The 23,783-nt window shown below is 70.6% G+C and carries 23 protein-coding genes; 12 read left to right on the top strand and 11 right to left on the bottom strand.

Annotated features, from left to right (window positions below; genetic code table 11):
* Position 1: 1 nt before the first annotated feature.
* The 3 genes from recX to OG975_RS34835 all read left to right on the top strand — a co-directional run bounded on the left by recX (position 2) and on the right by OG975_RS34835 (position 4,521).
* Positions 2-967, top strand: coding sequence for a recombination regulator RecX (gene recX, locus OG975_RS34825; protein WP_406333279.1), 966 nt, complete (start codon positions 2-4; stop codon positions 965-967).
* A gap of 336 nt (positions 968-1,303) precedes the next feature.
* Positions 1,304-1,990 (top strand): ArsR/SmtB family transcription factor, encoded by a 687-nt coding sequence (locus tag OG975_RS34830; protein WP_406333280.1) that lies wholly within the window; start codon positions 1,304-1,306, stop codon positions 1,988-1,990.
* On the top strand, positions 1,987-4,521 hold the full coding sequence (locus tag OG975_RS34835; RefSeq protein WP_406333281.1) for an FtsX-like permease family protein: 2,535 nt from the start codon (positions 1,987-1,989) through the stop codon (positions 4,519-4,521). The genes OG975_RS34830 and OG975_RS34835 overlap by 4 nt, the downstream gene beginning before the upstream one ends.
* A gap of 108 nt (positions 4,522-4,629) precedes the next feature.
* On the opposite strand, the gene OG975_RS34840 is transcribed toward OG975_RS34835, so the two are convergent.
* The 8 genes from OG975_RS34840 to OG975_RS34875 all read right to left on the bottom strand — a co-directional run bounded on the left by OG975_RS34840 (position 4,630) and on the right by OG975_RS34875 (position 11,263).
* A complete protein-coding gene (locus tag OG975_RS34840) occupies positions 4,630-5,025 on the bottom strand; it encodes a rhodanese-like domain-containing protein (protein WP_406333282.1) in 396 nt (131 codons plus the stop codon).
* Positions 5,022-5,555 carry a cysteine dioxygenase gene (locus OG975_RS34845; RefSeq protein ID WP_330307712.1) on the bottom strand — a complete coding sequence of 178 codons (534 nt, stop codon included), beginning with the start codon at positions 5,553-5,555 and terminating at the stop codon, positions 5,022-5,024. The genes OG975_RS34840 and OG975_RS34845 overlap by 4 nt, the downstream gene beginning before the upstream one ends.
* A gap of 76 nt (positions 5,556-5,631) precedes the next feature.
* Positions 5,632-5,679 carry a hypothetical protein gene (locus tag OG975_RS34850; protein ID WP_309506048.1) on the bottom strand — a complete coding sequence of 16 codons (48 nt, stop codon included), beginning with the start codon at positions 5,677-5,679 and terminating at the stop codon, positions 5,632-5,634.
* Between the two features lie 314 nt (positions 5,680-5,993).
* Positions 5,994-7,700: an FAD-dependent monooxygenase gene (locus tag OG975_RS34855; RefSeq protein WP_406333283.1), complete on the bottom strand. Its 1,707-nt coding sequence runs from the start codon at positions 7,698-7,700 to the stop codon at positions 5,994-5,996.
* Positions 7,701-7,872: 172 nt separating this feature from the next.
* On the bottom strand, positions 7,873-8,781 hold the full coding sequence (locus OG975_RS34860) for an amino acid ABC transporter permease (RefSeq protein ID WP_406333284.1): 909 nt from the start codon (positions 8,779-8,781) through the stop codon (positions 7,873-7,875).
* Positions 8,778-9,446: an amino acid ABC transporter permease gene (locus OG975_RS34865; protein ID WP_381252206.1), complete on the bottom strand. Its 669-nt coding sequence runs from the start codon at positions 9,444-9,446 to the stop codon at positions 8,778-8,780. The genes OG975_RS34860 and OG975_RS34865 overlap by 4 nt, the downstream gene beginning before the upstream one ends.
* Positions 9,447-9,563: 117 nt before the next feature.
* Positions 9,564-10,406 (bottom strand): glutamate ABC transporter substrate-binding protein, encoded by an 843-nt coding sequence (locus tag OG975_RS34870; RefSeq protein ID WP_406333285.1) that lies wholly within the window; start codon positions 10,404-10,406, stop codon positions 9,564-9,566.
* Positions 10,407-10,486: 80 nt separating this feature from the next.
* Entirely contained in the window at positions 10,487-11,263 is a 777-nt protein-coding gene (locus OG975_RS34875) for an amino acid ABC transporter ATP-binding protein (RefSeq protein ID WP_406333286.1), read from the bottom strand.
* Positions 11,264-11,547: 284 nt separating this feature from the next.
* Here OG975_RS34875 and OG975_RS34880 point away from each other — a divergent pair, with 284 nt between their 5' ends.
* On the top strand, positions 11,548-12,234 hold the full coding sequence (locus OG975_RS34880; RefSeq protein WP_406333287.1) for a response regulator transcription factor: 687 nt from the start codon (positions 11,548-11,550) through the stop codon (positions 12,232-12,234).
* 9 nt (positions 12,235-12,243) lie between these two features.
* Positions 12,244-13,650, top strand: a complete 1,407-nt coding sequence (locus OG975_RS34885) for an ATP-binding protein (protein ID WP_406333288.1) — start codon at positions 12,244-12,246, stop codon at positions 13,648-13,650.
* Between the two features lie 77 nt (positions 13,651-13,727).
* On the opposite strand, the gene OG975_RS34890 is transcribed toward OG975_RS34885, so the two are convergent.
* Complete coding sequence (locus tag OG975_RS34890; RefSeq protein ID WP_406333289.1) at positions 13,728-14,726, bottom strand: TAXI family TRAP transporter solute-binding subunit; 999 nt, start codon at positions 14,724-14,726, stop codon at positions 13,728-13,730.
* A gap of 117 nt (positions 14,727-14,843) precedes the next feature.
* Here OG975_RS34890 and OG975_RS34895 point away from each other — a divergent pair, with 117 nt between their 5' ends.
* From OG975_RS34895 to OG975_RS34905, 3 genes are all read left to right on the top strand, one after another.
* The gene (locus OG975_RS34895) at positions 14,844-15,248 is read left to right on the top strand and encodes a MazG nucleotide pyrophosphohydrolase domain-containing protein (RefSeq protein ID WP_406333291.1); all 405 of its coding nucleotides are present in this window, start codon (positions 14,844-14,846) and stop codon (positions 15,246-15,248) included.
* A 40-nt stretch (positions 15,249-15,288) separates the two neighbouring features.
* The gene (miaB, locus tag OG975_RS34900) at positions 15,289-16,815 is read left to right on the top strand and encodes a tRNA (N6-isopentenyl adenosine(37)-C2)-methylthiotransferase MiaB (protein WP_406333292.1); all 1,527 of its coding nucleotides are present in this window, start codon (positions 15,289-15,291) and stop codon (positions 16,813-16,815) included.
* A 112-nt stretch (positions 16,816-16,927) separates the two neighbouring features.
* Positions 16,928-17,656 (top strand): class III extradiol dioxygenase subunit B-like domain-containing protein, encoded by a 729-nt coding sequence (locus tag OG975_RS34905; protein WP_406333293.1) that lies wholly within the window; start codon positions 16,928-16,930, stop codon positions 17,654-17,656.
* Positions 17,657-17,914: 258 nt separating this feature from the next.
* Here OG975_RS34905 and OG975_RS34910 read toward each other — a convergent pair whose 3' ends face one another.
* Positions 17,915-18,178 (bottom strand): antitoxin, encoded by a 264-nt coding sequence (locus tag OG975_RS34910; protein WP_330307724.1) that lies wholly within the window; start codon positions 18,176-18,178, stop codon positions 17,915-17,917.
* Between the two features lie 24 nt (positions 18,179-18,202).
* A complete protein-coding gene (locus OG975_RS34915; RefSeq protein WP_406333294.1) occupies positions 18,203-18,397 on the bottom strand; it encodes a gliding motility protein in 195 nt (64 codons plus the stop codon).
* 246 nt (positions 18,398-18,643) lie between these two features.
* Between OG975_RS34915 and miaA the strand changes: the two genes are divergently transcribed.
* From miaA to OG975_RS34935, 4 genes are all read left to right on the top strand, one after another.
* Complete coding sequence (miaA, locus tag OG975_RS34920; RefSeq protein ID WP_327432195.1) at positions 18,644-19,582, top strand: tRNA (adenosine(37)-N6)-dimethylallyltransferase MiaA; 939 nt, start codon at positions 18,644-18,646, stop codon at positions 19,580-19,582.
* Between the two features lie 107 nt (positions 19,583-19,689).
* On the top strand, positions 19,690-20,226 hold the full coding sequence (locus OG975_RS34925) for a hypothetical protein (RefSeq protein ID WP_330310311.1): 537 nt from the start codon (positions 19,690-19,692) through the stop codon (positions 20,224-20,226).
* Between the two features lie 100 nt (positions 20,227-20,326).
* On the top strand, positions 20,327-21,196 hold the full coding sequence (gene dapF, locus OG975_RS34930) for a diaminopimelate epimerase (protein ID WP_406333295.1): 870 nt from the start codon (positions 20,327-20,329) through the stop codon (positions 21,194-21,196).
* Positions 21,197-21,498: 302 nt separating this feature from the next.
* A complete protein-coding gene (locus tag OG975_RS34935; protein WP_406333296.1) occupies positions 21,499-23,715 on the top strand; it encodes a RelA/SpoT family protein in 2,217 nt (738 codons plus the stop codon).
* Positions 23,716-23,783: the final 68 nt, after the last annotated feature.

The following is a 23,783-nucleotide window of genomic DNA, read 5'->3' on the forward strand; positions in this document are numbered from 1 at the left end:
CATGACGCGACGAACCGACTGGGCCGAGTACGCCGACCCTGCCGCCCCCGAAGGGCCAGGGCAGGGGTACCACGGGGGCGACAGTGGCTCGGCCGGAGACGGTGACGGGGGGTACGGCGGCGCGGGAGCGTACGACGGCGGGACGTACGGCCCCGATGACGGGTTCCACGGCGCCGACGGTGGCGTCGAGGGGTTCTACGGCGGCGATCCGGGCGCCGGTCCGGACGGCGAAGCCTCGCCGGACGGAGGCTTGCGGCGCGGTGAACGCCAGCCGGGCGGTCACGGTTCGCCGGGCGGCGCCTCACGCCGAGGCGGCGGTCGGCGTGGCGACGGCGGCTCGCGTGGTGACGGTGGAGCGCGTGGTGGACGAGGGCGTCGCAGGCGTGGCGGTTTTGGTGAGCCGTCAGGCGACCCACAGGACGGAGGCGCCCCTTCCTCGTCGAGGGCCGAGAAGGGGGAGCCCCCAGGGGACCCGGCTGAGCGGGCGCGGGCAATCTGTCTGCGCCTGCTCACCGGGACCCCGCGCACCCGCAAGCAGCTCGCGGACGCACTGCGCAAGCGCGAGATCCCGGACGACGTGGCGGACGAGGTGCTGTCACGGTTCGAGGAGGTCGGCCTGATCAACGACAGTGCCTTCGCGGACGCCTGGGTGGAGTCCCGGCACCACGGCCGGGGTCTGGCCAGGCGGGCTCTCGCCCAGGAGCTGCGGACCAAGGGCGTGGACTCGACGCTGATCGACGAGGCTGTCGGGCAGCTCGACTCCGAGCAGGAGGAGGCGACCGCGCGCGAGCTGGTCGCCCGCAAGCTGCGCTCCACGCGCGGCCTCGACCGAGACAAGCGGTTGCGGCGCCTCGCGGGCATGCTCGCCCGCAAGGGCTACTCCGAAGGCATGGCCCTGCGCGTGGTCCGCCAGGCGCTGGAGGAAGAGGGCGAGGACACGGAGGGACTCGGGGACGAGGGGTTCTGACCCCATGAGGGCTCGGAGAGCGTTGGCCCAGAGTTCCCGGGATGGCCCGGAGCCCTGACCGGCCGCACCGTAATCCGATCCCCAATACACAACCCGATCCCGGGCCTTGAACATGGTGGACGCGCGGGGGCGCCGATCGCGTTCAGGGCCCGGACGTATGCCCGGATGCCTGCCCGGACCCATGCCCGGATGCCTGCCTGGTCGCCTGCCGGACGTGTGCCCGGACGCATGGGCTGAGCAGCTCAACTCCCGCTGGCCGGGGTGGGGTTAACCCCCGGCTGAAGACGCCGGGCCGCCGCAATGCACAGACACCTGTGCACAGACGACTGTGTACGCATGGCACAGGAACCCGGCGCAGAAGAGGAAACACCCCCGAAGGCGCCGCACGCCTCCACCGAGCTCTCCGACCTCGCCACGCTCAAGGCCCTCGCGCAGCCCCGGCGGCAGCGCATGCTCCAGCACCTCACCGTGCACGGCCCCGCCACGTCGGCGACGCTCGCCCGGGCGCTGGGACTCAACACCGGAACCACCAGCTACCACCTGCGCGAACTCGCCCGATACGGCTTCGTGGAAGAGCAGGCCGAGGCGAACGGCCACGGCCGGGAGCGCTGGTGGCGGGCCGTCCCCGGTGACCGGCGCTTCCCGCCGCGCAGCCGCCAGAATCCCGAGATGCGGCTCGTCATGGACGAGTTGAACCACCACGCGTACGCCGCCGACCTCGAACTCTTCGAGCAGATGCAGCTCCAGCCAGGCGCGGGCGAGGATTCCTGGGCCGACGCCTTCCCGTACTCGCGCGGCAGCATCCGGCTGACGCTGCCCGAACTCCGCGCGTTCTTCGAGGAGTACATCGCGCTCCTCAACCGCTACAAGCGCCCGGAAGCCGATACCCCGCCCGACGCGCGCACAGTACTCACCCGGTTCCTCGCCTTCCCGACCCCTGGCGGAGCGCCAGGGAGCCGCCCGGCGCCCCACGGCACGGACCACGACGCACACCACAACAGAAGAGAGAGCGACCCCTCATGATGCTGCGCTACGCCCTGCAGACCGTCCGAGCCCGCAAAGGCGGCTTTCTCGGCGCCTTCCTCGCCCTGATGTGCGCGGCCGCTCTCATCACCGCCTGCGGCACCCTCCTCGAAACGGGCCTGCGCGGCACGATCCGCAGTGAACGTTATGCCGCGACCCCCGTCGTGGTCTCCGCCGATCAGAACGTCCACCAGACCACCGTCAAGCACAAGAAGGGCAAGACCAAGGTCAAGCACAAGGCCAAGCCCATCGCGGAACGGGCCTGGCTGTCCGGCGACCTGGCGGCACGGTTGCGCCAGGCTCCCGGTGTAGGTCGAGTCATCCCCGAACTGACCTTCCTGGCCCAGCCGTTGGCACCCAGCGGGAGCATCGACAAGGACCGGCCCGCCTACGGTCACGCCTGGGAGTCCGCCGCGCTGACCCCGTACACACTCATCACCGGCACCGCGCCCAAGGCCGACGGCGACCTCGTCGTCGACCGCCACTTCGCCGAGCGCGCCCACCTCAAGGCCGGCGACCGCCTCACTGTCCAGTCGACGCAGTCCCCGCGCACGTACCGGATCACCGGGATCGCCGAACCCGCCACGGCCGTACGCCACCAGACCTCCCTCTTCTTCTCAACCTCCGAGGCCCGGCGCCTGGCCGCGCACCCCGGGCAGGTCACCGCCTTCGGCGTACTGCCCGCTCAAGGCACCGACACCGCTGCCCTCAAGCAGTCCGTCGCCAAGGCACTGCACGGCACCACCGCGCAGGTCAGCGCGGGAGACGGCCGTGGCCCGGTCGAGTTCCTGGACGCGGCCGCCGCCCGGACGAAGCTGGTCAGCATGGGCGGTGCCATGGGCGGCACCTCGCTGCTGGTGGCCGTGCTGGTGGTCGTCGGTACCTTCGCCCTCTCCGTGCAGCAGCGTCATCGCGAACTCGCCCTGTTGCGCGCCATCGCCGCCACGCCGGGCCAGATCCGCGCACTTCTCGGCAGGGAGGCCCTCATTGTCGGGGCTGCCGCCGGTGTGACCGGCGCACTCGCGGGGCTGCCGCTGGGCAGCTGGCTGCACAGCCGGTTCGTCGCCATGGGCGCCGTCCCGGCCACGCTTCAGCACACCGTCAGCGTCTTCCCGCTGTTCGCCGCGGTCGCCGCGACACTCCTCGGCGCCTGGGCCGCCGCGCGTATCTCGTCCCGCCGCATCACCCGGATCCGCCCGGCCGAGGCGCTCGCCGAAGCCCGGGTCGAGCGCACCCGCCCCGCATGGGGACGCGTCCTCGCCGGCCTCGCGCTGATGGCCGGCGGCGCCGTCCTCGTCGTCGTGCTCAGCGTTCTGCGCACCGAGCCGGCCTCAACCCCCGTGACCTTCCTTGCCGTTGTGGTCCTCGCCTCCGCCGTGGCACTGCTCGGCCCCCTGCTGGTCAAGGCGGCCGCGGCCGTACTCGCGGGCCCGCTGCGGCTGACCGGTCCCGGCGGCCGTCTCGCCCGCGCCAACCTTCGCGGCAACGCGGCCCGCATGGCCTCCGTCGTCACTCCCCTCACCCTCCTCATCGGTATGACCTGCACGGTTCTCTTCGTCCAGCCGACGCTCGGCGACGCGGCCCGGGCGCAGGCGCGCGAGGGCATCCGCGCCGACTGGGTGCTCGCCGCTCAGGGCCCCGGCGTCCCGGCCGAGGCCGCGCGGCAGTTGCGTACAGGCCACGACGTCGTCACCGAAGTGGTCCGTACGACCGTGCGCGTGGGCCTCGACAAGTACGCGGCCCAGGGCGTCACGCCGGCCGGGCTGACCCGCACCTGGGACCCGGACGTCACGGCGGGCTCCCTGAACGGCCTCAAGGACAGCACCGTCGCGGTCAGTGAACTCGCAGCGGACCAGCTCCACTTGAAGCCCGGCGGCACACTGAAGGTCACCCTCGGCGACGGCACACCCGTCACGCTCACCGTCGCCGCCGTCTACGCCAAGGGTCTCGGCTTCGGCGACCTCACCTTCGCCCATGACCTGGTCGCGCGCCATGTGGACAACCCTCTAGCCACCTCCGTCCTTGTCACCACCGCCCGTACACAGACACAACTCGTGACTACTCTCCGTAAGTTCCCGGCGGTCCATGTCCTCGCGCCGGCCGCCGCGGACTCGATCCAGGCCGCCCGCCAGCAGGCGAACGCCGAGGTGAACTACCTCGCCATGGGACTGGTCCTGGCATTCACCGCCATCGCCGTCGTCAACACGCTGGCCATGTCGGTCTCCGAGCGGGTCCGCGAGTTCGCGATGCTCCGCCTCGCCGGGGCGACCCGTCGGCAGGTACTGCGGATGCTGCGGACCGAGGCGGTGTCGGTGCTGCTGCTCGCCACCGCGCTCGGCAGCGGAATCGCGCTCGCCGTCCTGACCGCGTTCAGCGTCGGCATGACGGGCAGCGCGGCTCCGGCGGTCACACCTCTGGTGTACGTGACGGTCATCGCGGTGGCCGGTGCGCTCGCCCTCGTCGCCTCCGCGCTGCCGGGCCGGGTGGCGTTGCAGGTTCGCCCTGTCACGGTGGCCACGGCCAAGGAGTAAGGGGCAGTACGCAAGGGTGGGCGCCCCTTACATCAAGGGGCGCCCACCACTACGTACGACGTGAAGGACTTTCCCTGCGGTCGGGGAAATCCATGGGGCGGCGGCCGCCTAGGCGGCGGTCACCGGGAACCCGGCCGACTTCCAGGCCTGGAATCCGCCGACCAGATCGGTCGCCCGGTGCAGCCCCAACTGCCGCAGGGACACGGCCGCGAGGCTCGACGCGTACCCCTCGTTGCAGAACACGACGATCCGCAGGTCGTGGCTCGTGGCCTCCGGGGCGCGGTGGCTGCCTTGGGGGTCGAGCCGCCATTCCAGTTCGTTGCGCTCGACGACGAGGGCGCCGGGGATCAGGCCGTCGCGCTCACGCAGGGCCGCGTAGCGGGTGTCGACCAGGAGCGCCTCGCCCGCCTGCGCGGCTTCGTACGCGTCCTTGACCTCCACTCGGTCCAGGCCCTCGCGGACCTGCTCCAGCAACTCGTCGATGCCCACGCGCCGGGTGGTCACTGCCAGTCCTCCGGACGCTCGACGTGCTCCAGGCGCAGCACCTGGCCCGTACGGCTGTAGCGGCGGATCTGCGGGAGCGGTGGGTAGTAGGCGTGGACCGAGATCGCGTGCTTCTCAGGGGACTCGTTGAGTACCTCGTGCACATGGTGGCGGCCGAAGGAGCGGCCCTTGCCCGTCGGCAGCGTTCGTTCCCGGTCGATGTCCTCGGCGAGTTCCAGGGTCTTCCAGCCGTCGGCCGGCAGCCGGGCGGCGAGGGAGTTCTCCTTGAGTTCGCCCGACGCGGTGAGGAAGGCGCCGACGGATTCGGCGTGGTCGTGCCAGCCGGTTCCGGTGCCGGGGGGCCAGCCGATGAGCCAGGCCTCGCTGCCGCCCGGGCCTTCGAGGCGCACCCAGGTACGGCCCTCGGGGTCGAGCGGGAGCGAGGCGATCAGCTCGGCGTCGGCGGCTGTGCGGCGTACGAAGTCGAGCAGGTCGGCCTGGGTGGGAGTTTGCGGGGGTGCGGAGACAGAGACAGAGGGGGACACAGACACTCGTAACCGTCCTGGGGGTTCGCGTGGGGCGCGCGGCGGCACAAGGGCGGCGCGCGAAAGAGGGAGGGATGCGAATTCAGCAGGACGGACGACACACGCAGCCCGCATAGCGGACGAGGTCCATATGGACCCTCCGCCACAGGCGCACACAGGTGTCGGTCACGATCCGGAGTACACCATGGGGGTGCGGGCCGGTCAACTCACCGTCACCATGTGGACGCTCGGTGACGGTGAGTGCGGTGGACGGCCTGGGGCCGGCCGGGCGCGGGGCTTCGACAGCCCGGCTCGTGGGCAGGTCAGGGCGGCGGTACGCGGACTCGGACAGGGCGGATTCCGGGCGACCCGGCCCACCCGTCACCCCGGGCTCGGATGGCCCCGGTCGCCGCTGGTGGGAGCGTCGTCGCCTGCTCGGCCCCTGTTCCGCCCGCACCAGAAAGTTCAGCCCGTGCTCGCCGTGGCCTCCGCTTTCGCCGGTCCGCCCAGTGTCGCCTCGGCCGCCTCGTACAGGTCGGCCGGGCGCACCCCGCTGAACGCGGTGACCAGGTGGCCGTCGGGACGGACGAGGAGCACGGTGTGGGCGGCCGCGCCTGGATAGCTTTCGGCGACCAGCAGCTCGGCGGGGTGCGGCAGGGCGGTCACGGCGGCCGCGAGCCGGGGCATGATTCCGGCCGTCACCCAGTGCTTCCGCTCCCAGACGCCCGTCCCCGGAGCGATCAGCATCACGAGCAGCACCCCGCGCCCCAGGCGCTCCCGCAGTCGTACGAACGAGCCGTCCTCTGCGGTCACCCGCACATCGACGACCGGGGCTCCGGGCGCGGTGTCCACGGGAGCCGCCGAGTCGGCGTGTGGCGGCGCGAGCGGGGAGTCGGCGTACGCCCCCGGCGCTCCCAGCGGGCCGCGACCCAGGTGGCCGTCCGTGAGCAGCGTGTCGTGGCCGCGGGCCGACCCGGGGACGTACGAGCGCAGACCCCCGCCGCCGCGCAGCAGCGGCAACGCCTGGTCGGCGGCGCGCAGCCGGGCGGCGACGACGGCGCGCCGTTCCACCTGGTAGCTGTCCAGCAGCGTCTCGTGCGGCCCGTGGTGCCAGGCCAGCGCCAGCTTCCAGGCGAGGTTGTCCGCGTCCCGCAGTCCCTCGTCCAGGCCCTGGGTGCCGAGCGCGCCCAGCAGGTGTGCGGCGTCCCCCGCGAGGAAGACACGGCCGGCCCGCCACCGGCGGGCGAGGCGGTGGTGGACGGTGTGGACTCCGGTGTCGAGCAGTTCGTACGCGGGTGTGGAGCCGCCGCTCCAGCCCGCGAGGGTCTCCCGGATGCGTGCCAACAGCAGGTCGGGCGTGACCAGGTCCTTGCCCGGGGGCAGCAGCCAGTCCAGGCGCCACGCGTCGTCGGCGAGGGGGCGCGCCGTCACCTCCCCGGCCGAGGGGCCCGACGTCCGCCACGGCGGCATCCGATGCAACAACGCCTCGCCGGGCCACGGAAGTTCCGTACGCAGCGCCGCGACGGCGTGTCGTTCGACGGCGGTACGTCCGGGGAAGCGGATGTCCTGGAGTTTGCGCACCGTCGAGCGCGGTCCGTCGCAGCCGACGAGATAGCTGCCGCGCCACCAGGTGCCCTTGGTGCCCCGGGTGTGGGCGGTGACGCCCGACGTCTCCTGCTCGATGGAGTCGAGGCGGCTGTTCACGGCGACCTTGATCAGCCGCTCGTGGACGATGGCGTCGCGCAGGGCGCCGGTCAGCGCGTGCTGGGCGATGTGCAGCGGGGCGGCGTACTCCTCGGCGTCCGCGGAGCCTTCCGCGTCCCGGGAAACGTGGGTGTCCCTGGAGCCCTGTGCGCCCCTGGTGCCGGCCGTGCGCCTGGAGCTCCCCGCGTCGCCGGAACCCTGCGTGCCGAACGCGATCTCACGCATCACCTGCTTGCGCCGCATCGACCGCCATCCGGCCCAACGGAAACCGGCCTCGGAGAGCGGGAAGCCGGTGAGCCGCTCGACGAGCGCGGTCGTGTCCTCGCGCAGGACGGCCGTCCGCGCGGGCCGTTGTTCATCCTTGCCCAGGCCCTCGTCGAGGACCACGGAAGGGACCTCCTGGCGGGCGAGCGCCAGGGCGAGCGTGAGCCCCACGGGCCCCGCTCCGACGATGATCACCGGGTCCACGGCGCGGTGCCCCCTGCCCGGAGCGGTGTCCTGAGGGACATACGGGAACAGGCAGTTGGAGCGGGGTGCACGATCACAGAACGTATGCAACCCATTGCCGGTGCTTGCGTCAAGTGACGGAGGCAGCGGCCATCACGCCACTGCCTCCGTGCGGCTCATGTCACTTGACTGTTCATCGGATGGCGCCGCCGGCACCGGTCCCGAAGGTGCCCTTCACCTCGGCGGGGTTGAGCTCCACTTCATCGGCGCCGAGGACCGCTCCCGTGCTCTTCTTGCCGCGCCGCAGCCTGCCCTCCAGCCAGCTCGCGAAGCTGGTGAGGGCGAAGTTCAGCACGATGAAGATGGCCGCCACCACGATGAAGCTCGCGATGACGTTGGCGTAGTTGGCCGCGAGCGTGCTGCGCGAGTTGAGCAGTTCGGGGAACGTCAGCAGGACGCCGCCCAGCGCTGTGTCCTTCACGATGACGACGAGCTGGCCGACGATGGCCGGGAGCATGACGGTGACGGCCTGCGGGAGCAGGATGCTCGTCATTGTCTGGCCCTTGCGCAGACCGACCGCGTAGGCGGCCTCCGTCTGCCCCTTGGGGAGGGCCAGGATTCCGGCCCGTACGACCTCGGCGAGGACCGAGGCGTTGTAGAGCACCAGGCCGGTGACGACGGCGTACAGGGGCCGTTCGTCGCTGGGGATGTCCGTGGAGCGGACGTAGAGCTCGTTGGCGAACAGCATCAGCAGCAGCACCGGGATCGACCGGAAGAACTCGACCACCGCACCGGCCGGTGCCCGGACCCACCGGTGATCGGACAGGCGTGCGATACCGAAGAGCGCGCCCAGCGGAAGGGCGATGACCATGGCGAGCGCCGCGGCCTTCAGCGTGTTGGCGAGGCCCGGCAGCAGATACGTCGTCCAGGCGTCCGACGTGGTGAACGGCTCCCAAAGGGACCACTTCAGCTGGCCCTTGTCGTCCATCGTCCGCCAGATCCACCACAGGAAGAGGGCGAGCAGGACGAAGAAGCCCACTGAGAAGATCACATTGCGCCGCTTGGCGCGGGGGCCGGGTGTGTCGTAGAGGACCGAGCTCATCGCTTCACCGCCAGTCGCTTGCCGAGCCAGCCGAGGAAGAGGCCGGTGGGCAGGGTCAGTACCACGAACCCGAGGGCGAAGACCGCGGCGATGGCCAGCGTCTGGGCCTCGTTCTCCATCATTGTCTTCATCAGGGTGGCTGCCTCGGCCACGCCGATGGCGGCGGCCACGGTCGTGTTCTTGGTCAGCGCGATCAGTACGTTGGCCAGCGGGACGATGACCGAGCGGAAGGCCTGCGGCAGCACGATGAGCCGCAGGCTCTGGCTGAAGCTCAGCCCGATGGCGCGTGCCGCCTCCGCCTGGCCGACGGGCACGGTGTTGATGCCGGAGCGCAGTGCCTCGCAGACGAAGGCCGCGTGATAGACGACCAGACTGAGCACCGCCAGCCGGAAGCCCTGGAGCTTGAAGTCGTCGGACGCGCCCATCGTCATACCGAAGATGTCGGCGAGACCGAGCGAGCTGAAGACGATGATGACCGTCAGGGGGATGTTCCGGACGATGTTCACATAGGCGGTGCCGAACCCGCGCATGAGCGGGACCGGACTGACGCGCATCGCGGCCAGCACGGTGCCCAGGACGAGGGAACCGACGGCGGAGAGGGCGGTGAGTTGCACCGTCGTCCAGAACGCCCCGAGGACGTCGTAACCTTCAAGAAAGTCGAACACGATCTCCCGCGCTTCCGGGTGTGTGGCGTACGAGGCGGACGCGGCGCGCCGCCGCCGTGATCGCGGCGGGCGGCGGCGCGCGCCTGCGGAACCCTGCGTTAACAGGGGATTCCTGGGTTACTTGACGATGACGCCGATCTTCGGGGCCTGCTCGTTCTTGTAGTTGGCCGGACCGAAGTTCGCGTCGACGGCCTTCTTCCAGGAGCCGTCGCTGACCATCTTCTCCAGGGCAGTGTTGATCTTGGTGACGGTCGCGGTGTCGCCCTTCTTGACGCCGACGCCGTAGTTCTCGTTGCTCAGCTTGAGCCCGGCAAGCTTGAACTGACCCTTGTACTTGTCCTGCGCGGCGAAGCCCGCGAGGATCGAGTCGTCGGTGGTCACGGCGTCCACGACGCCGCTCTGCAGAGCGGCGATGCACTCCGAGTAGCCGCTGTACTCCTTCAGCTGGGCCTTCGGGGCGATCGTGTCGTGGACGTTCTGCGCCGAGGTCGAGCCGGTCACGGAACACAGCTTCTTGCCGTTGAGGTCCGTGCCCTTGGAGATGTCGGAGTCCTTCTTGACCAGCAGGTCCTGGTGGGCCAGCAGGTAGGGGCCGGCGAAGTCGACCTTCTGCTTGCGCTCGTCGGTGATCGAGTACGTGGCCGCGATGAACTTCACGTCGCCGCGGGCCAGCGCGTTCTCACGGTCGGCGCTCTTGGTCTCGACCCACTCGATCTGGTCGGGCTTGTAGCCGAGCTGCTTGGCCACGTACGTTGCCACGTCCACGTCGAAGCCGGCGTAGGAACCGTCCGGCTGCTTCAGGCCGAGGCCGGGCTGGTCGAACTTGATGCCGACCTTGATCTTGCCGCTGCCGCTGGAGCTGGAACCGGAGTCCTTGCTGTCGTCGCCCCCACAGGCGGTGGCGGTCAGCGCGAGGGCGAGCACAGCGGCCGAAGCGGCGGTGACCTTGCGGAGCTTCATGATGAACATCCTTTGAGTGGTGAAGAGGTGCGGGCCGTCGAGGGCGGGTGACGCGGATCGGCAGGGGCGCGACGGGGCCGTCAGTGATGCAGGATCTTCGACAGGAAGTCCTTCGCGCGGTCGCTGCGCGGGTTGCTGAAGAACTGGTCTGGCACAGCCTCTTCGACGATCCGACCGTCGGCCATGAACACCACTCGGTTGGCAGCCGAACGAGCGAAGCCCATCTCATGGGTGACGACGATCATGGTCATGCCGTCACGCGCGAGCTGCTGCATGACTTCCAGGACCTCGTTGATCATCTCGGGGTCCAGTGCAGAGGTCGGCTCGTCGAAGAGCATGACCTTGGGGCCCATCGCCAGCGCCCGCGCGATCGCGACGCGCTGCTGCTGGCCGCCCGACAGCTGCGCGGGGTACTTGTCCGCCTGCGTGCCGACACCGACGCGGTCGAGCAGCGCGCGGGCCTTCTCCTCGGCCGCCTTCTTGTCGGCCTTGCGCACCTTGATCTGACCCAGCATCACGTTCTCGAGCACCGTCTTGTGCGAGAAGAGATTGAAGGACTGGAAGACCATGCCCACGTCGGCACGCAGCCGGGCGAGCGCCTTGCCCTCCTCGGGCAGCGGCTTGCCGTCGATCGAGATGTCGCCCGAATCGATCGTCTCCAGGCGGTTGATGGTGCGGCACAGGGTGGACTTCCCGGACCCGGAGGGCCCGATGACCACGACGACCTCGCCACGGGCGATCGTCAGGTCGATGTCCTGGAGCACGTGCAACGCGCCGAAGTGCTTGTTGACGCTCTTCAGGACGACCAATTCCTCGGTCGCGGCCACGGCATCCTTGGCCACCGATACTTCGGTCATCGCTTTTGGGCTCCGTCCTCCTCGGTTTCGGAGGACAGTAGTGAGCCCTTACGACCAGCGTCATTACATCTGAGGGGAACTTGAGCATCACGATCCGGTAGCAATCGGGCACGTGTCGTAGTGGCCCTGCACGGTCGCGTACCGGCTGCGTAACGGAAGCCCTCCGCAACCCGAAGCCACTTGACGCCGTCCTTGTCCATCGGCGTGACTTCCATGGTGCACGCGTGCGTGCACCGCGTTCTACAAGCCGAGACCGTACGACCAATGAACCGGAGGGGGCCGGAATGAGACTGCTCCTCGTCGAGGACGACAACCATGTCGCCGCCGCCCTGTCCGCGGTGCTGGCCCGGCACGGTTTCGACGTCACGCACGCCCGCAGCGGCGAGGAGGCCCTGCAGGCGCTGGTCCCGGAGAGTGACGGGTTCGGGGTCGTCCTGCTCGACCTGGGCCTGCCCGACCAGGACGGATACGAGGTCTGCGGCAAGATCCGCAAGCGGACCAGCACCCCGGTGATCATGGTCACCGCGCGCGCCGACGTACGCTCCCGGATCCACGGCCTCAACCTCGGCGCCGACGACTACGTAGTGAAGCCCTACGACACGGGGGAGCTGCTCGCCCGCATCCACGCCGTCAGCCGGCGCAGCGTCGCCGACGACGCCTCGGCCGCCGGCGACAGTGCGCTGCGGCTCGGTCCTGTGCACATCGAACTCCCCAACCGCCAGGTCACCGTTCATGGTTTGGTTGTCCAACTGACCCGCAAGGAGTTCGACCTTCTCGCGCTGCTGGCCCAGCGGCCCGGAGTGGTGTTCCGCCGGGAACAGATCATCAGCGAAGTCTGGCGCACCAGTTGGGAGGGGACCGGGCGCACCCTGGAGGTGCATGTCGCGTCCCTGCGCTCCAAGCTGCGTATGCCGGCGCTGATCGAGACCGTACGCGGCGTCGGGTACCGGCTCGTCGCCCCGGCGTCGTAGCGGGCACGGGTGCGCACACGTCTTCTCCCGCTGCTCATCGTCCTGATGGCCGCCGTGCTGCTCGCGCTCGGCATTCCGCTCGCCGTGAGTGTCGCGGCGGCTCAGCAGCAACGGGTGGTCGTCGACCGCATCGACGACACGGCGCGCTTCGCGGCGCTCGCGCAGTTCGTCACCGACCCGGCGACCGCTTCCCCGGAAACCTTCCCCGACGAGCGCCGCGAGACCCTGCGCAAGGAACTCGCCCGCTACTACAGCGTGTACGGCATCCGGGCCGGTGTCTTCTACCGCAACGGCACGGCCATGGCCAACGCGCCGGATGCCTGGCTCCTCCCCAAGACGGGTGAGGGACGCGACGCCTTCAACGAGGCGCGCCTGAGCCGTCGCAGCCATGACCCGCAGCAGGTCTGGCCATGGCAGCGCCACCGTCTCGTCGTGGCCTCCCCGGTGATCAGGGACGGCGACGTCATGGCCGTCGTCGTCACCGACTCGCCCACCGGGCAGATGCGTTCGAGGACCCTGCACGGCTGGCTGATCATCGGCGCGGGCGAGGTGTTCGCGATGCTCCTCGCCCTCGGTGCCGCGCTGCGCCTCACCGGCTGGGTGCTCAGACCCGTACGCGTCCTCGACGCCACCACCCACGACATCGCGACCGGACGCCTGAAGTCCCGGGTCGCGGCCGCCGGCGGTCCGCCGGAACTCAGACGCCTGGCCCGGTCGTTCAACGAGATGGCGGACAACGTCGAGGACGTGCTGGAGCAGCAGCGCGCCTTCGTCGCCGACGCCTCGCACCAGCTGCGCAACCCGCTCTCCGCGCTGCTGCTGCGCATCGAGCTGCTCGCCCTCGAACTGCCGGAGGGCAATGAGGAGATCGCCTCGGTCCGCACCGAGGGCAAGCGCCTCGCCCAGGTCCTCGACGACCTCCTCGACCTGGCGCTCGCCGAGCACGCCGAGGCGGACCTGTGCCTCACCGACATCGGCGCGCTCACGGCCGAGCGCGTGTCGTCCTGGCAGCCGCTCGCCGAGAGCAAGGGTGTACGGCTGGCGGGGACCTGCCCGGCCACCACCGCCTGGGCCGATCCCGTCACGCTGTCGAGCGCCCTGGACGCGGTGATCGACAACGCGTTGAAGTTCACGCCCGAGGGGGAGAGCGTCGAGGTGAAGGTCGCCTCGAACGGCGAGGTCTCGACCGTCGTGGTCACCGACGGCGGCCCCGGCCTCAGCGACGAGGACCTGGCCCGCATCGGCGACCGCTTCTGGCGCAGCACCGGGCACCAGAACATCAAGGGATCGGGCCTCGGTCTGTCGATCTCACGCGTGCTGCTCTCCGCGGGCGGCGGCTCCATCGCGTACGCCCACAACGAGCCGCACGGCCTGCGGGTGACGGTGACGGTGCCGCGGTCGGGGCCGGCCACCTGAGCGGCCCGCCGGGGACCGGGGAGCGCCTACGAGATACGCAGGGCCGCACCACGTGAACGGCTACGCGATGCGAACGGCTACGGCTTGATCGACCGGTAGTAGCGGCGCGCGCCTTCGTGCAGCGGCAGCGGATCCGTGTAGATCGCCGTTCGCAGGTCCACCAGCTGCGCCGCGTGCACCTGGGCGCCGATGTGGTCGCGGCTGGCGATCACCGTGCGGGTGAGCGCCTCGGTGAGGTTCGCGTCCGCGTCCTCCCGGGTGATCAGGAAGTTGGCCACGGCCAGCGTCTGCACGGACGAGCCGCGCTGCGCCTTGGGGTAGGCATCGGCGGGCATCACCGCAGCCCGGTAGTAGCGGGCGGCGTCGCCCTGCTCGTGCAGCTTCTTGATCAGGTCACTGCCGATCGGCACCAGCCTGATGTCGTCCGTCTTCGAGAGCTCCAGCACGGCGCTCGTCGGGAGGCCGCCCGACCAGAAGAACGCGTCGATCTTGTGGTGTTTCAGCAGGTCGGGCATGGTCGCGATGCCGTTGGCCAGCGGCTCGATGTCCTTGTCGGGGTCGAGTCCGGCCGCCTGGAGCACATGGTTCGCTATCAGCCGCACCCCGGAGCCACTCGGCCCCACGGCGACCTTCTTGCCCCGTAGGTCCGCCACGGACCGTACGGACGACGAGCGCGGGACCACCAGGTGCACATAGTCGTCGTAGAGCCGGGCGCAGCCGCGCAGCCGGCCCGATCCCGGCTTGTTCTGCAGTATGTACGTCTCCACCGCGTCGGCCGCCGCGATGGTGAAGTCGGCCTTGCCCGTCGCCACACGCCGGACGTTCTCCTGCGACCCGTCGCTGTCCAGCAGCTGTACGTCCAGGCGCGGCATGTCCTTGGCGATGGCGCCCTTGAGGAGCTTGCCGTACTTCTGGTAGACCCCGGTCGGGCTGCCCGTACTGAAGGTGATCGTCCCGCTCGGGGACTCCTCGCCCAGCGGCAGCAGCCACCACAGCAGCAGCCCGAAGACCGCGAAAGCGGCCGCCGAGCCGAGCAGCGCGCGGCGTCGGCCGATACGGGGGAGTGCCTGGAACATGCGCGCGATCCTGCCAGCCCGGGGGCGGTCCTGACCAGGGCGGGCTTCTGACCTGGCCAAGGTGCCCAAGCCGTCGGGCGCTCCAGGGGCTCGGCCTCCCGTCGATAGGCTCGTCGGATGCAGCTCTCTCCCGCCTCCCTGGTCCGTGAATTCCACCGCGCCTTCGGCCTCGACGCCCGCAGCACGCCGACAGAGGTCTCCCCGGAGCTGGCCGCCCACCGTGGCGAGCTGCTCGCCGAGGAGGCCGCGGAAGTCGCCGAGGTCTCGGTCACCGGCCCGCTGGACCGGCTGGCGCACGAGCTGGCCGACGTCGTGTACGTGGCGTACGGCACCGCGCTCGTCCACGGGATCGACCTCGACGCCGTGATCGCCGAGGTCCACCGGTCCAACATGACGAAGCTGGGCCCCGACGGCCGGGTCGCCCGCAGGGACGACGGCAAGGTCCTCAAGGGGGAGCACTACCGTGCCCCGGACGTCTCGGAGATCCTCCGCAGCCAGGGCTGGAGGGCCGCCGGGGCATAGGGCGACGGGAGCCACTCCGGGCACCGCCTACCCTTGTCACATGAGCAGCAGCGACCGGAGCCAGGCAGTGGACGTTCAGGAACCCAAGACTTACGAAGTACGCACTTACGGGTGCCAGATGAACGTCCACGACTCCGAACGGCTCTCGGGGCTCCTGGAGGGCGCCGGTTACGTGCGCGCGCCCGAGGGTTCGGACGGTGACGCGGACGTCGTCGTCTTCAACACCTGCGCCGTACGGGAGAACGCCGACAACCGTCTGTACGGCAACCTCGGCCGCCTCGCCCCGATGAAGACGAAGCGCCCCGGGATGCAGATCGCCGTCGGCGGCTGCCTCGCGCAGAAGGACCGCGACACCATTGTGAAGAAGGCGCCCTGGGTGGACGTCGTCTTCGGGACGCACAACATCGGCAAGCTGCCGGTCCTCCTGGAGCGCGCCCGCGTCCAGGAAGAGGCGCAGGTCGAGATCGCCGAGTCGCTCGAGGCGTTCCCGTCGACGCTGCCGACCCGCCGCGAGAGCGCCTACGCCGCCTGGGTCTCCATCTCGGTCGGCTGCAACAACACCTGCACCTTCTGCATCGTCCCGGCGCTGCGCGGCAAGGAGAAGGACCGCAGGACCGGCGACATCCTGGCCGAGATCGAGGCCCTGGTCGGCGAGGGCGTCTCCGAGATCACGCTGCTCGGGCAGAACGTCAACGCTTACGGCAGCGACATCGGCGACCGCGAGGCCTTCAGCAAGCTGCTGCGGGCCTGCGGGCAGATCGAGGGTCTGGAGCGCGTGCGCTTCACCTCGCCGCACCCGCGCGACTTCACCGACGACGTGATCGCCGCCATGGCGGAGACACCGAACGTGATGCCGCAGCTGCACATGCCGATGCAGTCCGGCTCGGACACGGTCCTGAAGGCGATGCGCCGCTCGTACCGCCAGGACCGCTACCTGGGGATCATCGAGAAGGTGCGGGCCGCCATCCCGGACGCGGCGATCACCACCGACATCATCGTGGGCTTCCCCGGCGAGACCGAGGAGGACTTCGAGCAGACCCTTCACGCGGTCCGCGAGGCCCGCTTCTCGGCGGCTTTCACGTTCCAGTACTCCAAGCGCCCCGGAACCCCGGCGGCCACCATGGAGGGGCAGATTCCCAAGGAGGTCGTCCAGGCGCGCTACGAGCGTCTCGTCGCCCTCCAGGAGGAGATCTCCTGGGACGAGAACAAGAAGCAGGTCGGCCGCACCCTGGAGCTGATGGTCGCCGAGGGCGAGGGCCGCAAGGACGGCGCCACGCACCGCCTCTCCGGCCGCGCCCCCGACAACCGCCTGGTCCACTTCACCAAGCCCGACGAAGAGGTGCGCCCCGGCGACGTGGTCACCGTCGAGATCACGTACGCCGCCCCGCACCACCTCCTCGCGGAGGGCACTGCCCTGAACGTGCGCCGCACGCGCGCGGGGGACGCCTGGGAGAAGCGCAATGCCGCGGAGGCCGCGAAGCCGGCGGGTGTGATGCTGGGGCTGCCGAAGATCGGGGCTCCCGCGCCGCTGCCGGTCGCCACGGCCAGTGGGTGCGGCTGCGACTGAGTTCCTGAACTCACGGACGTGCAGACGGAGACGTACTGACCGAGACGTACTGACCGAGACGTGCTGACTGAGGAGTGACGCTCGGCCGCTCAGCGGGGTTACGCTGCCGATCATGCTTGTAGCCGCCGCAGTCCTTCCCTGTCCGCCGCTGCTTGTCCCCGACGTCGCCGCCGGCGCGGCGCCCGAGCTGGACGCCGCGCGCGCCGCGTGCACGGACGCGCTCGGCGTACTCGCCGCCTCCCGCCCCGACCTGCTGGTCGTCGTGGGCCCCGCCGAGCAGAGCGGGCGCGGACCGCACCCGCAGGGCACGCGGGGCTCGTTCCGCGGGTTCGGCGTCGATCTCGACGTACATCTCGGGGGCGACCAGCTGAGCCCCGGGACGTCGGAGCGTGAGCTGCCTCCCTCGCTCGCCGTCGCCGCGTGGCTGCTGGAACGCACACGCTGGTCCGAAGCGTCCGACGCTCCCGTCGAGGGGCTCGGCGTGGGGGAACCTCTCGCGGCTGAGCGGTGTATCCAAGTCGGAGGGGAAATCGTCGGGCGGGCCAAGCGGGTGGCGCTGCTGGTGATGGGCGACGCCAGCGCGTGCCGGACGCTCAAGGCGCCGGGCTATCTCGACGAGCGCGCGGCGGGTTTCGACGCGGAGGTCGCGCGTGCGCTGGGCGCGGCGGACGTGGCGGCCCTCAAGTCGCTGGACACCGAACTGGCGCACGAGCTGAAGGCCTCCGGGCGAGCTCCCTGGCAGGTCCTCGCGGGCGCGGCGGAGGGCGCGGGGCTCGGCGGCGCGCTGTTCTACGACGATGCGCCGTACGGGGTGGGGTATTTGGTGGCGGCCTGGTCCTAGCGGGCCTTCTGAAGAAAGTCGCCGCTCTCTGGGCCGTACGGGCGTGTTACGGGCGTGTACGGGGTCTCCGGGCTGTCTCCGCGGTCAGTGACCGTACCAGCGTGACCGGAGTCTCCGAGCGGACTCCGCCGTCAGTGGCCGTACCGGTGTGAGCGTGGGTTTCCCGGCGGACTCGGCCCTCAGGAGTCCTACGGGCCCGGACACGGCGGACGGCCGGGAGCCCTGAGTGCTCCGCGGCCGTCCGCCGATGTGTGTCGCTCAGGATGCCGGAGGCGGGGACGGTGCGTCCGGCGGAGGCGTAGCGCCGCCACTGTCCTTGTGCGCGAGTCGGTCCATGGCGCCCTTCGCCTTGCCCGTGCCCGTCTGGATCTTGTCGCTGTACTTGTGCTTGGTCTTCTCGTCGACCACCTTCGCGGCCTTGTCGAGACTCTGACCGACCTTGTCCCCGTGCTGCTGCGCGAGGTCAGAGACCTTGTCCTTGGCAGGCGCAAGCTTGGCTTTCAAATTGTCCAGGAGACCCATGGTTCACCTTCCCTCGCGGGCCAGTTACTTGCGGGCGCCCTCGCCGGCCTCATTGTCGGCGGCCTTCTCGGCGGTCTGTTGCTGGGGGATCTCGACGTCCTCCGCGGTGGCGGCTTCGGCGGTCTCCTCCGCCGGCGCCTCGCTCTCGGCCGGGGACGAACCCTTCGCATCTTCCGCCACCTCCGCCTCGGTCTCGGCCGTCAGTGTGTCGGCCTGCACCTCGGCGGTTGACGCCTCCTCCGTAGCCTTCGACCTCCGGAGAAGTCGTGCAAAAACGCCCATATCCACTCCATACGTTACTCGTGAGGGCGAAATCCCGCGTTGCCCGGTGCGTCCCATTGCGTCGCCCGGGTCACCGGTCCTCGAAAACCGGCGGCTGGAACCTCGCAACAGGCAACGACCCCGGACGCGTGGCGTCACGTAGCTCGTTCGAGGAGAGGCCGTGAGGTTTGCGAGACTGGGGCGGTGAGTAGCGCACCCCCCGCCCCCAGGGTCATCGCAGTCGTCGGACCGACCGCGGCAGGAAAGTCCGATCTGGGCGTTTTCCTTGCCCAACGTCTCGGCGGCGAGGTCGTCAACGCCGACTCCATGCAGTTGTACCGAGGGATGGACATCGGCACCGCCAAGCTGACGCCCGAGGAGCGCGGAGGGATCCCGCACCACCTCCTGGACATCTGGGACGTGACCGTCACGGCCAGCGTCGCCGAGTACCAGCGGCTCGCCCGCGCCCGTATCGACGCGCTGCTCGCCGAGGGCCGCTGGCCGATCCTGGTTGGCGGCTCCGGGCTGTACGTCCGCGGGGCCGTCGACAATCTGGAGTTCCCCGGCACCGACCCCGAGGTACGGGCCCGCCTGGAGGAGGAGCTCACCCTGCGCGGCTCCGGCGCGCTGCACGCGCGGCTGGCCGCGGCTGACCCCGAGGCCGCCCACGCGATCCTGCCCAGCAACGGCCGCCGTATCGTCCGCGCCCTCGAAGTCATCGAGATCACCGGCAAACCCTTCACCGCCAACCTCCCGGGCCACGACTCGGTGTACGACACCCTTCAGATCGGCGTCGACGTCGCGCGTCCCGAGCTCGACGAGCGCATCGCGCGCCGGGTCGACCGGATGTGGGAGGCGGGGCTCGTGGACGAGGTGCGCGCGCTGGAGGCGCACGGCTTGCGCGAGGGGCGCACGGCATCGCGCGCGCTCGGGTATCAGCAGGTGCTCGCGGCGCTCGCGGGGGAGTGCACCGAGGAAGAGGCGCGAACCGAGACCGTGCGCGCCACCAAGCGCTTCGCGCGCCGTCAGGATTCGTGGTTCCGGCGCGACCCGCGGGTGCATTGGCTCAGTGGGGCTGCGGCGGATCTCACAGAACTCCCGCAGCTCGCACTGGCGTTGGTCGAACGACCGGTTACAGCCTGATCACGTCCTGGCATCGGGACGCTCCGGCCGTCATCCCGGCCTCCGACGCCGTGCCATCATCGAGCTTCGATCGACCAGTGAAGTCCGAGTTGGGAGGGCGCGTGGCGATGGAGGCCGGCCCTCGCGACACAGCACGAGACACTGAGCACGGGACCGATCCGGACGGAGATCGTCCGGGCATCGATCCTGATGTGGAGCGCCTCGACATCGACCCGGACGGAGAGCGTCTGAGCTCCGACGGGCCCGAGGACACCCCGGGCGGGGTGACCGCCGACGGGCCGGGGCCCGACGAGATGTCCGCGGGACCCGAGGTGGAGGTCGAGCTGCGCCCGCAGCGCAGGCTGCGCATCTGGCAGCTCGCGCCCATCGTGACGCTGGCCGCGATCGGTTCGCTGATGTTCGCCTTCCCGCTGGCCTTCGAGTTCGGTGACGGCGGCGCCGTGGTCGCCATGCTCGGTCTGCTGATCTGCTCGTGCGCCGCGGGCTGGGGAATGATGGCCGCCCGCCGGGTCGGCTACACCTGGCCGGGCTTCCCGCAGCGCGGCTCCGGGCGCCGCCCGGACTGGCGGATTGTGATCGCGTACGTCGTGGTGGTCGCGATGGTGGCGGTGCTCGCCGTGGGGCGCGTGGCCCGGCTGCGCTGAGCCCAGCGCGGCCCAGCTGCTCAGGCCCCACCACGTGACCGGTCTGCTCTGATCGCCCCGCGCGGGCCGGAGTGTCGTACCGACCCCTTACGATCGAGGAATGAGCACGCGGATCGCCTTCCTCAAGGGCCACGGGACCGAGAACGACTTCGTGATCATCCCGGACCCGGAGAACGTCATCGACCTGCCCCCGACCGCCGTCGCCGCCCTGTGCGACCGCCGCGCGGGCATCGGTGGCGACGGTCTGCTGCACGTCGTACGGTCCGCCGCGCACCCCGAGGCCAAGGCGATGGCAGCCGAGGCCGAGTGGTTCATGGACTACCGCAACGGCGACGGCTCGATCGCGGAGATGTGCGGCAATGGAGTGCGTGTGTTCGCGCACTACCTGCAGCGTGCCGGGCATGTGGCCGAAGGAGACATCGCCGTCGCCACGCGCGGGGGCGTGAAGTCCGTGCACCTCTCCAAGGACGGAGATGTCACCGTCGGCATGGGCAAGGCGCTCTTCCCCGAAGGGGACGTCACCGTGAGCGTCGGCGAGCACAGCTGGCCCGCGCGCAACGTCAACATGGGCAACCCGCACGCCGTCGCCTTCGTGGAAGACCTCGCGCAGGCGGGCAACCTGTTCACGCCGCCGCCGTTCAGCCCGGCGTCGGCGTACCCGGACGGGGTCAACGTCGAGTTCGTGGTCGACCGGGGCCCGCGCCACGTCGCCCTGCGCGTCCACGAGCGCGGTGCCGGAGAGACCCGCTCATGCGGCACGGGCGCGTGCGCCGTGGCCGTCGCCGCCGCCCGCCGTGACGACGCCGACCCGGCCGTGACCGGCACCCCTGCGACGTACACCGTGGACGTGCCCGGCGGACGCCTGGTGATCACCGAGCGCCCGGACGGCGAGATCGAGATGACGGGCCCCGCGGTGATCGTCGCCGAGGGCGAGATCGACGCGGAGTGGCTCGACGCCGCGCAGCGCTGAACTTGCGCCGCCGCACCTCTGTGGGACCTGGCGCCGTACCTTTCGGCTCTTCTGCGCCGGGCACCGGCCGAACGCCCTGGCGCTCGCACCGTACGTCACGGCCATTCCAAAAGTTCGAAACCGTAAACCCCTGAACCTTCGCTCGAATGGGTGATCCGTTTCACGCTCGGCGAGAGGCGGTCAACCGGGCGTGGTGGGCTCGGTAGCATCAAGCACCGGCCCGGACGGGGGATCGATGCCATCCCCTGAGCCGTGTTCGCCATGGGGCACCCGTCCGCCGGTCTACGCAGCCGGAGGTGCCCATGAGTGCGGAGGCGACGAATCCCGCGACGCCAGGCCCTGTAACGCCCTCCCCCAACAAGCTCTCGGCCTCTCCCCCGCTCTCGGCTTCGCTCGAGCGGGGGGACCCCCATGAGCAGGCGGTGCCCCCAACGCACCGCAGGAAGGGCCGTCCCCGGATCGACCTGCGCCGCCTGGGCCGGGCCGCGCTGCTCGGCCCCGCGGCCCGCGACCGGCTGCCCGACGCCATCGGCCACGTGGCCGAGGCCCACCGCGCCCACCACCCCGACGCCGGCCTGGAGCCGCTGCGCCGGGCGTACGTCCTGGCCGAGTCCTCGCACCGCGGCCAGATGCGCAAGAGCGGCGAGCCGTACATCACGCACCCGCTCGCCGTGACCCTGATCCTCGCCGAACTCGGCGCGGAGACGACGACGTTGACCGCCTCCCTGCTCCACGACACCGTCGAGGACACGGAAGTGACGCTCGATCAGGTGCGGAGGGAGTTCGGCGACGAAGTCTGCTACCTGGTCGACGGCGTCACCAAGTTGGAGAAGGTCGACTACGGGGCTGCCGCCGAGCCCGAGACGTTCCGCAAGATGCTGGTCGCGACCGGCAACGACGTCCGCGTGATGTCGATCAAACTCGCCGACCGGCTGCACAACATGCGGACCCTGGGCGTCATGCGCCCCGAGAAACAGGCGCGCATCGCCAAAGTGACCCGGGACGTCCTGATCCCGCTCGCCGAACGCCTCGGTGTCCAGGCGCTCAAGACCGAGCTGGAAGACCTCGTCTTCGCGATCCTGCACCCCGAGGAGTACGAGCACACCAGGGAGCTGATCGCCGACAACGCGGCGCGCGACGGCGACCCGCTCACGGAGATCGCCGATGAGGTGCGCACGGTTCTGCGTGACGCCGGGATCCAGGCCGAAGTCCTCATAAGGCCACGGCACTTCGTCTCCGTGCACCGCGTGTCGCGCAAGCGCGGTCCGATGCGCGGCGCCGACTTCGGACGGCTCCTGGTGCTCGTGAACGAGGACGCCGACTGCTACGGAGTGCTCGGCGAACTGCACACCTGCCTCACCCCGGTGGTCTCGGAGTTCAAGGACTTCATCGCCGTCCCCAAGTTCAACCTGTATCAGTCGCTGCACACGGCCGTCGCGCGCGGGGACGGCGAGGTCGCCGAAGTCCTCATCCGCACCCACCAGATGCACAAGGTCGCCGAGGCCGGGGTCATCGCGCTCGGCAATCCCTACGCTCCTCCTTCGGAGGAGCAAGCGGACGGCGACGCGGAGCGCCCCTTCGACGGCGAGCGCGCCGACCCCACCCGCCCCGGCTGGCTCTCCCGCCTCCTCGACTGGCAGGAAGGCGCCCCGGACCCGGACACGTTCTGGTCCACGCTGCGCGAAGACCTGGCGCAGGACCGCGAGATCACCGTCTTCCGCGCCGACGGCGGCTCGTTGGGCCTTCCCGAGGGCGCCAGTTGTGTGGACGCGGCGTACGCGCAGTACGGCGAGGACGCGCACGCCTGCATCGGTGCCCGCGTCAACGGCCGCCTGGCGACGCTGAGTACCGTCCTGAGGGACGGTGACACCGTCCAGCTCCTCATGGGGCAGGACCCCGCCTCCGAGCCCTCCAGAGAGTGGCTGGAGCACGCGCACACGGCTGCCGCGCGGATCGCCATCCAGCGCTGGATGGCCGCCCACCCCTCACCCAGCGGCACGGAGACCCCGGAGGCGCCCGCCGCGACCCCCCGGCCGGCCGCCGACGCGCGCGCCGCACGGCCCTCCGCGAACGCCGTCGTCGACCAGCCCGGCGCTTCCGTACGACTCGCGGGCTGCTGTACGCCCGTACCGCCCGACGAGGTGACCGGCTTCGCCGTCCGCGGGGGTGTGGTGACCGTGCACCGCGTGCAGTGCGCCGGAGTGGAGCGCATGAAGAGCGGGGGGCGCGCGGAGGTCGGCGTGCGCTGGGGTGACACCACCGAGTGCCGGGTCACTCTGGTCGCCGAGTCCTTCGGGCGCCCCCATCTGCTCGCCGACCTCACCGAAGCCATCGCCCTGGAGGGCGTCGCCATCGTCTCGGCGACCGTCGAGCCCCCCAGCCAGCAGCGCGTGCGCCACACGTACACGCTCCAACTCCCGGACGCGGCGCACCTGCCCGGGCTGATGCGGGCGATGCGCAACGTACCGGGGGTGTACGACGTGAACCGGGCGCAGCATCAGGCGGCGGCCGCCCCATGAGCCTCGGTATCAGCCGGCGGCCGCGCAAAAAGCCTCTGTACCGACCCGTTCGGGTGGGCCGGGCGCGA

It is taken from the genome of Streptomyces sp. NBC_00203 (genome assembly GCF_045206325.1).
Classification (GTDB): Bacteria; Actinomycetota; Actinomycetes; order Streptomycetales; family Streptomycetaceae; genus Streptomyces; species Streptomyces lutosisoli.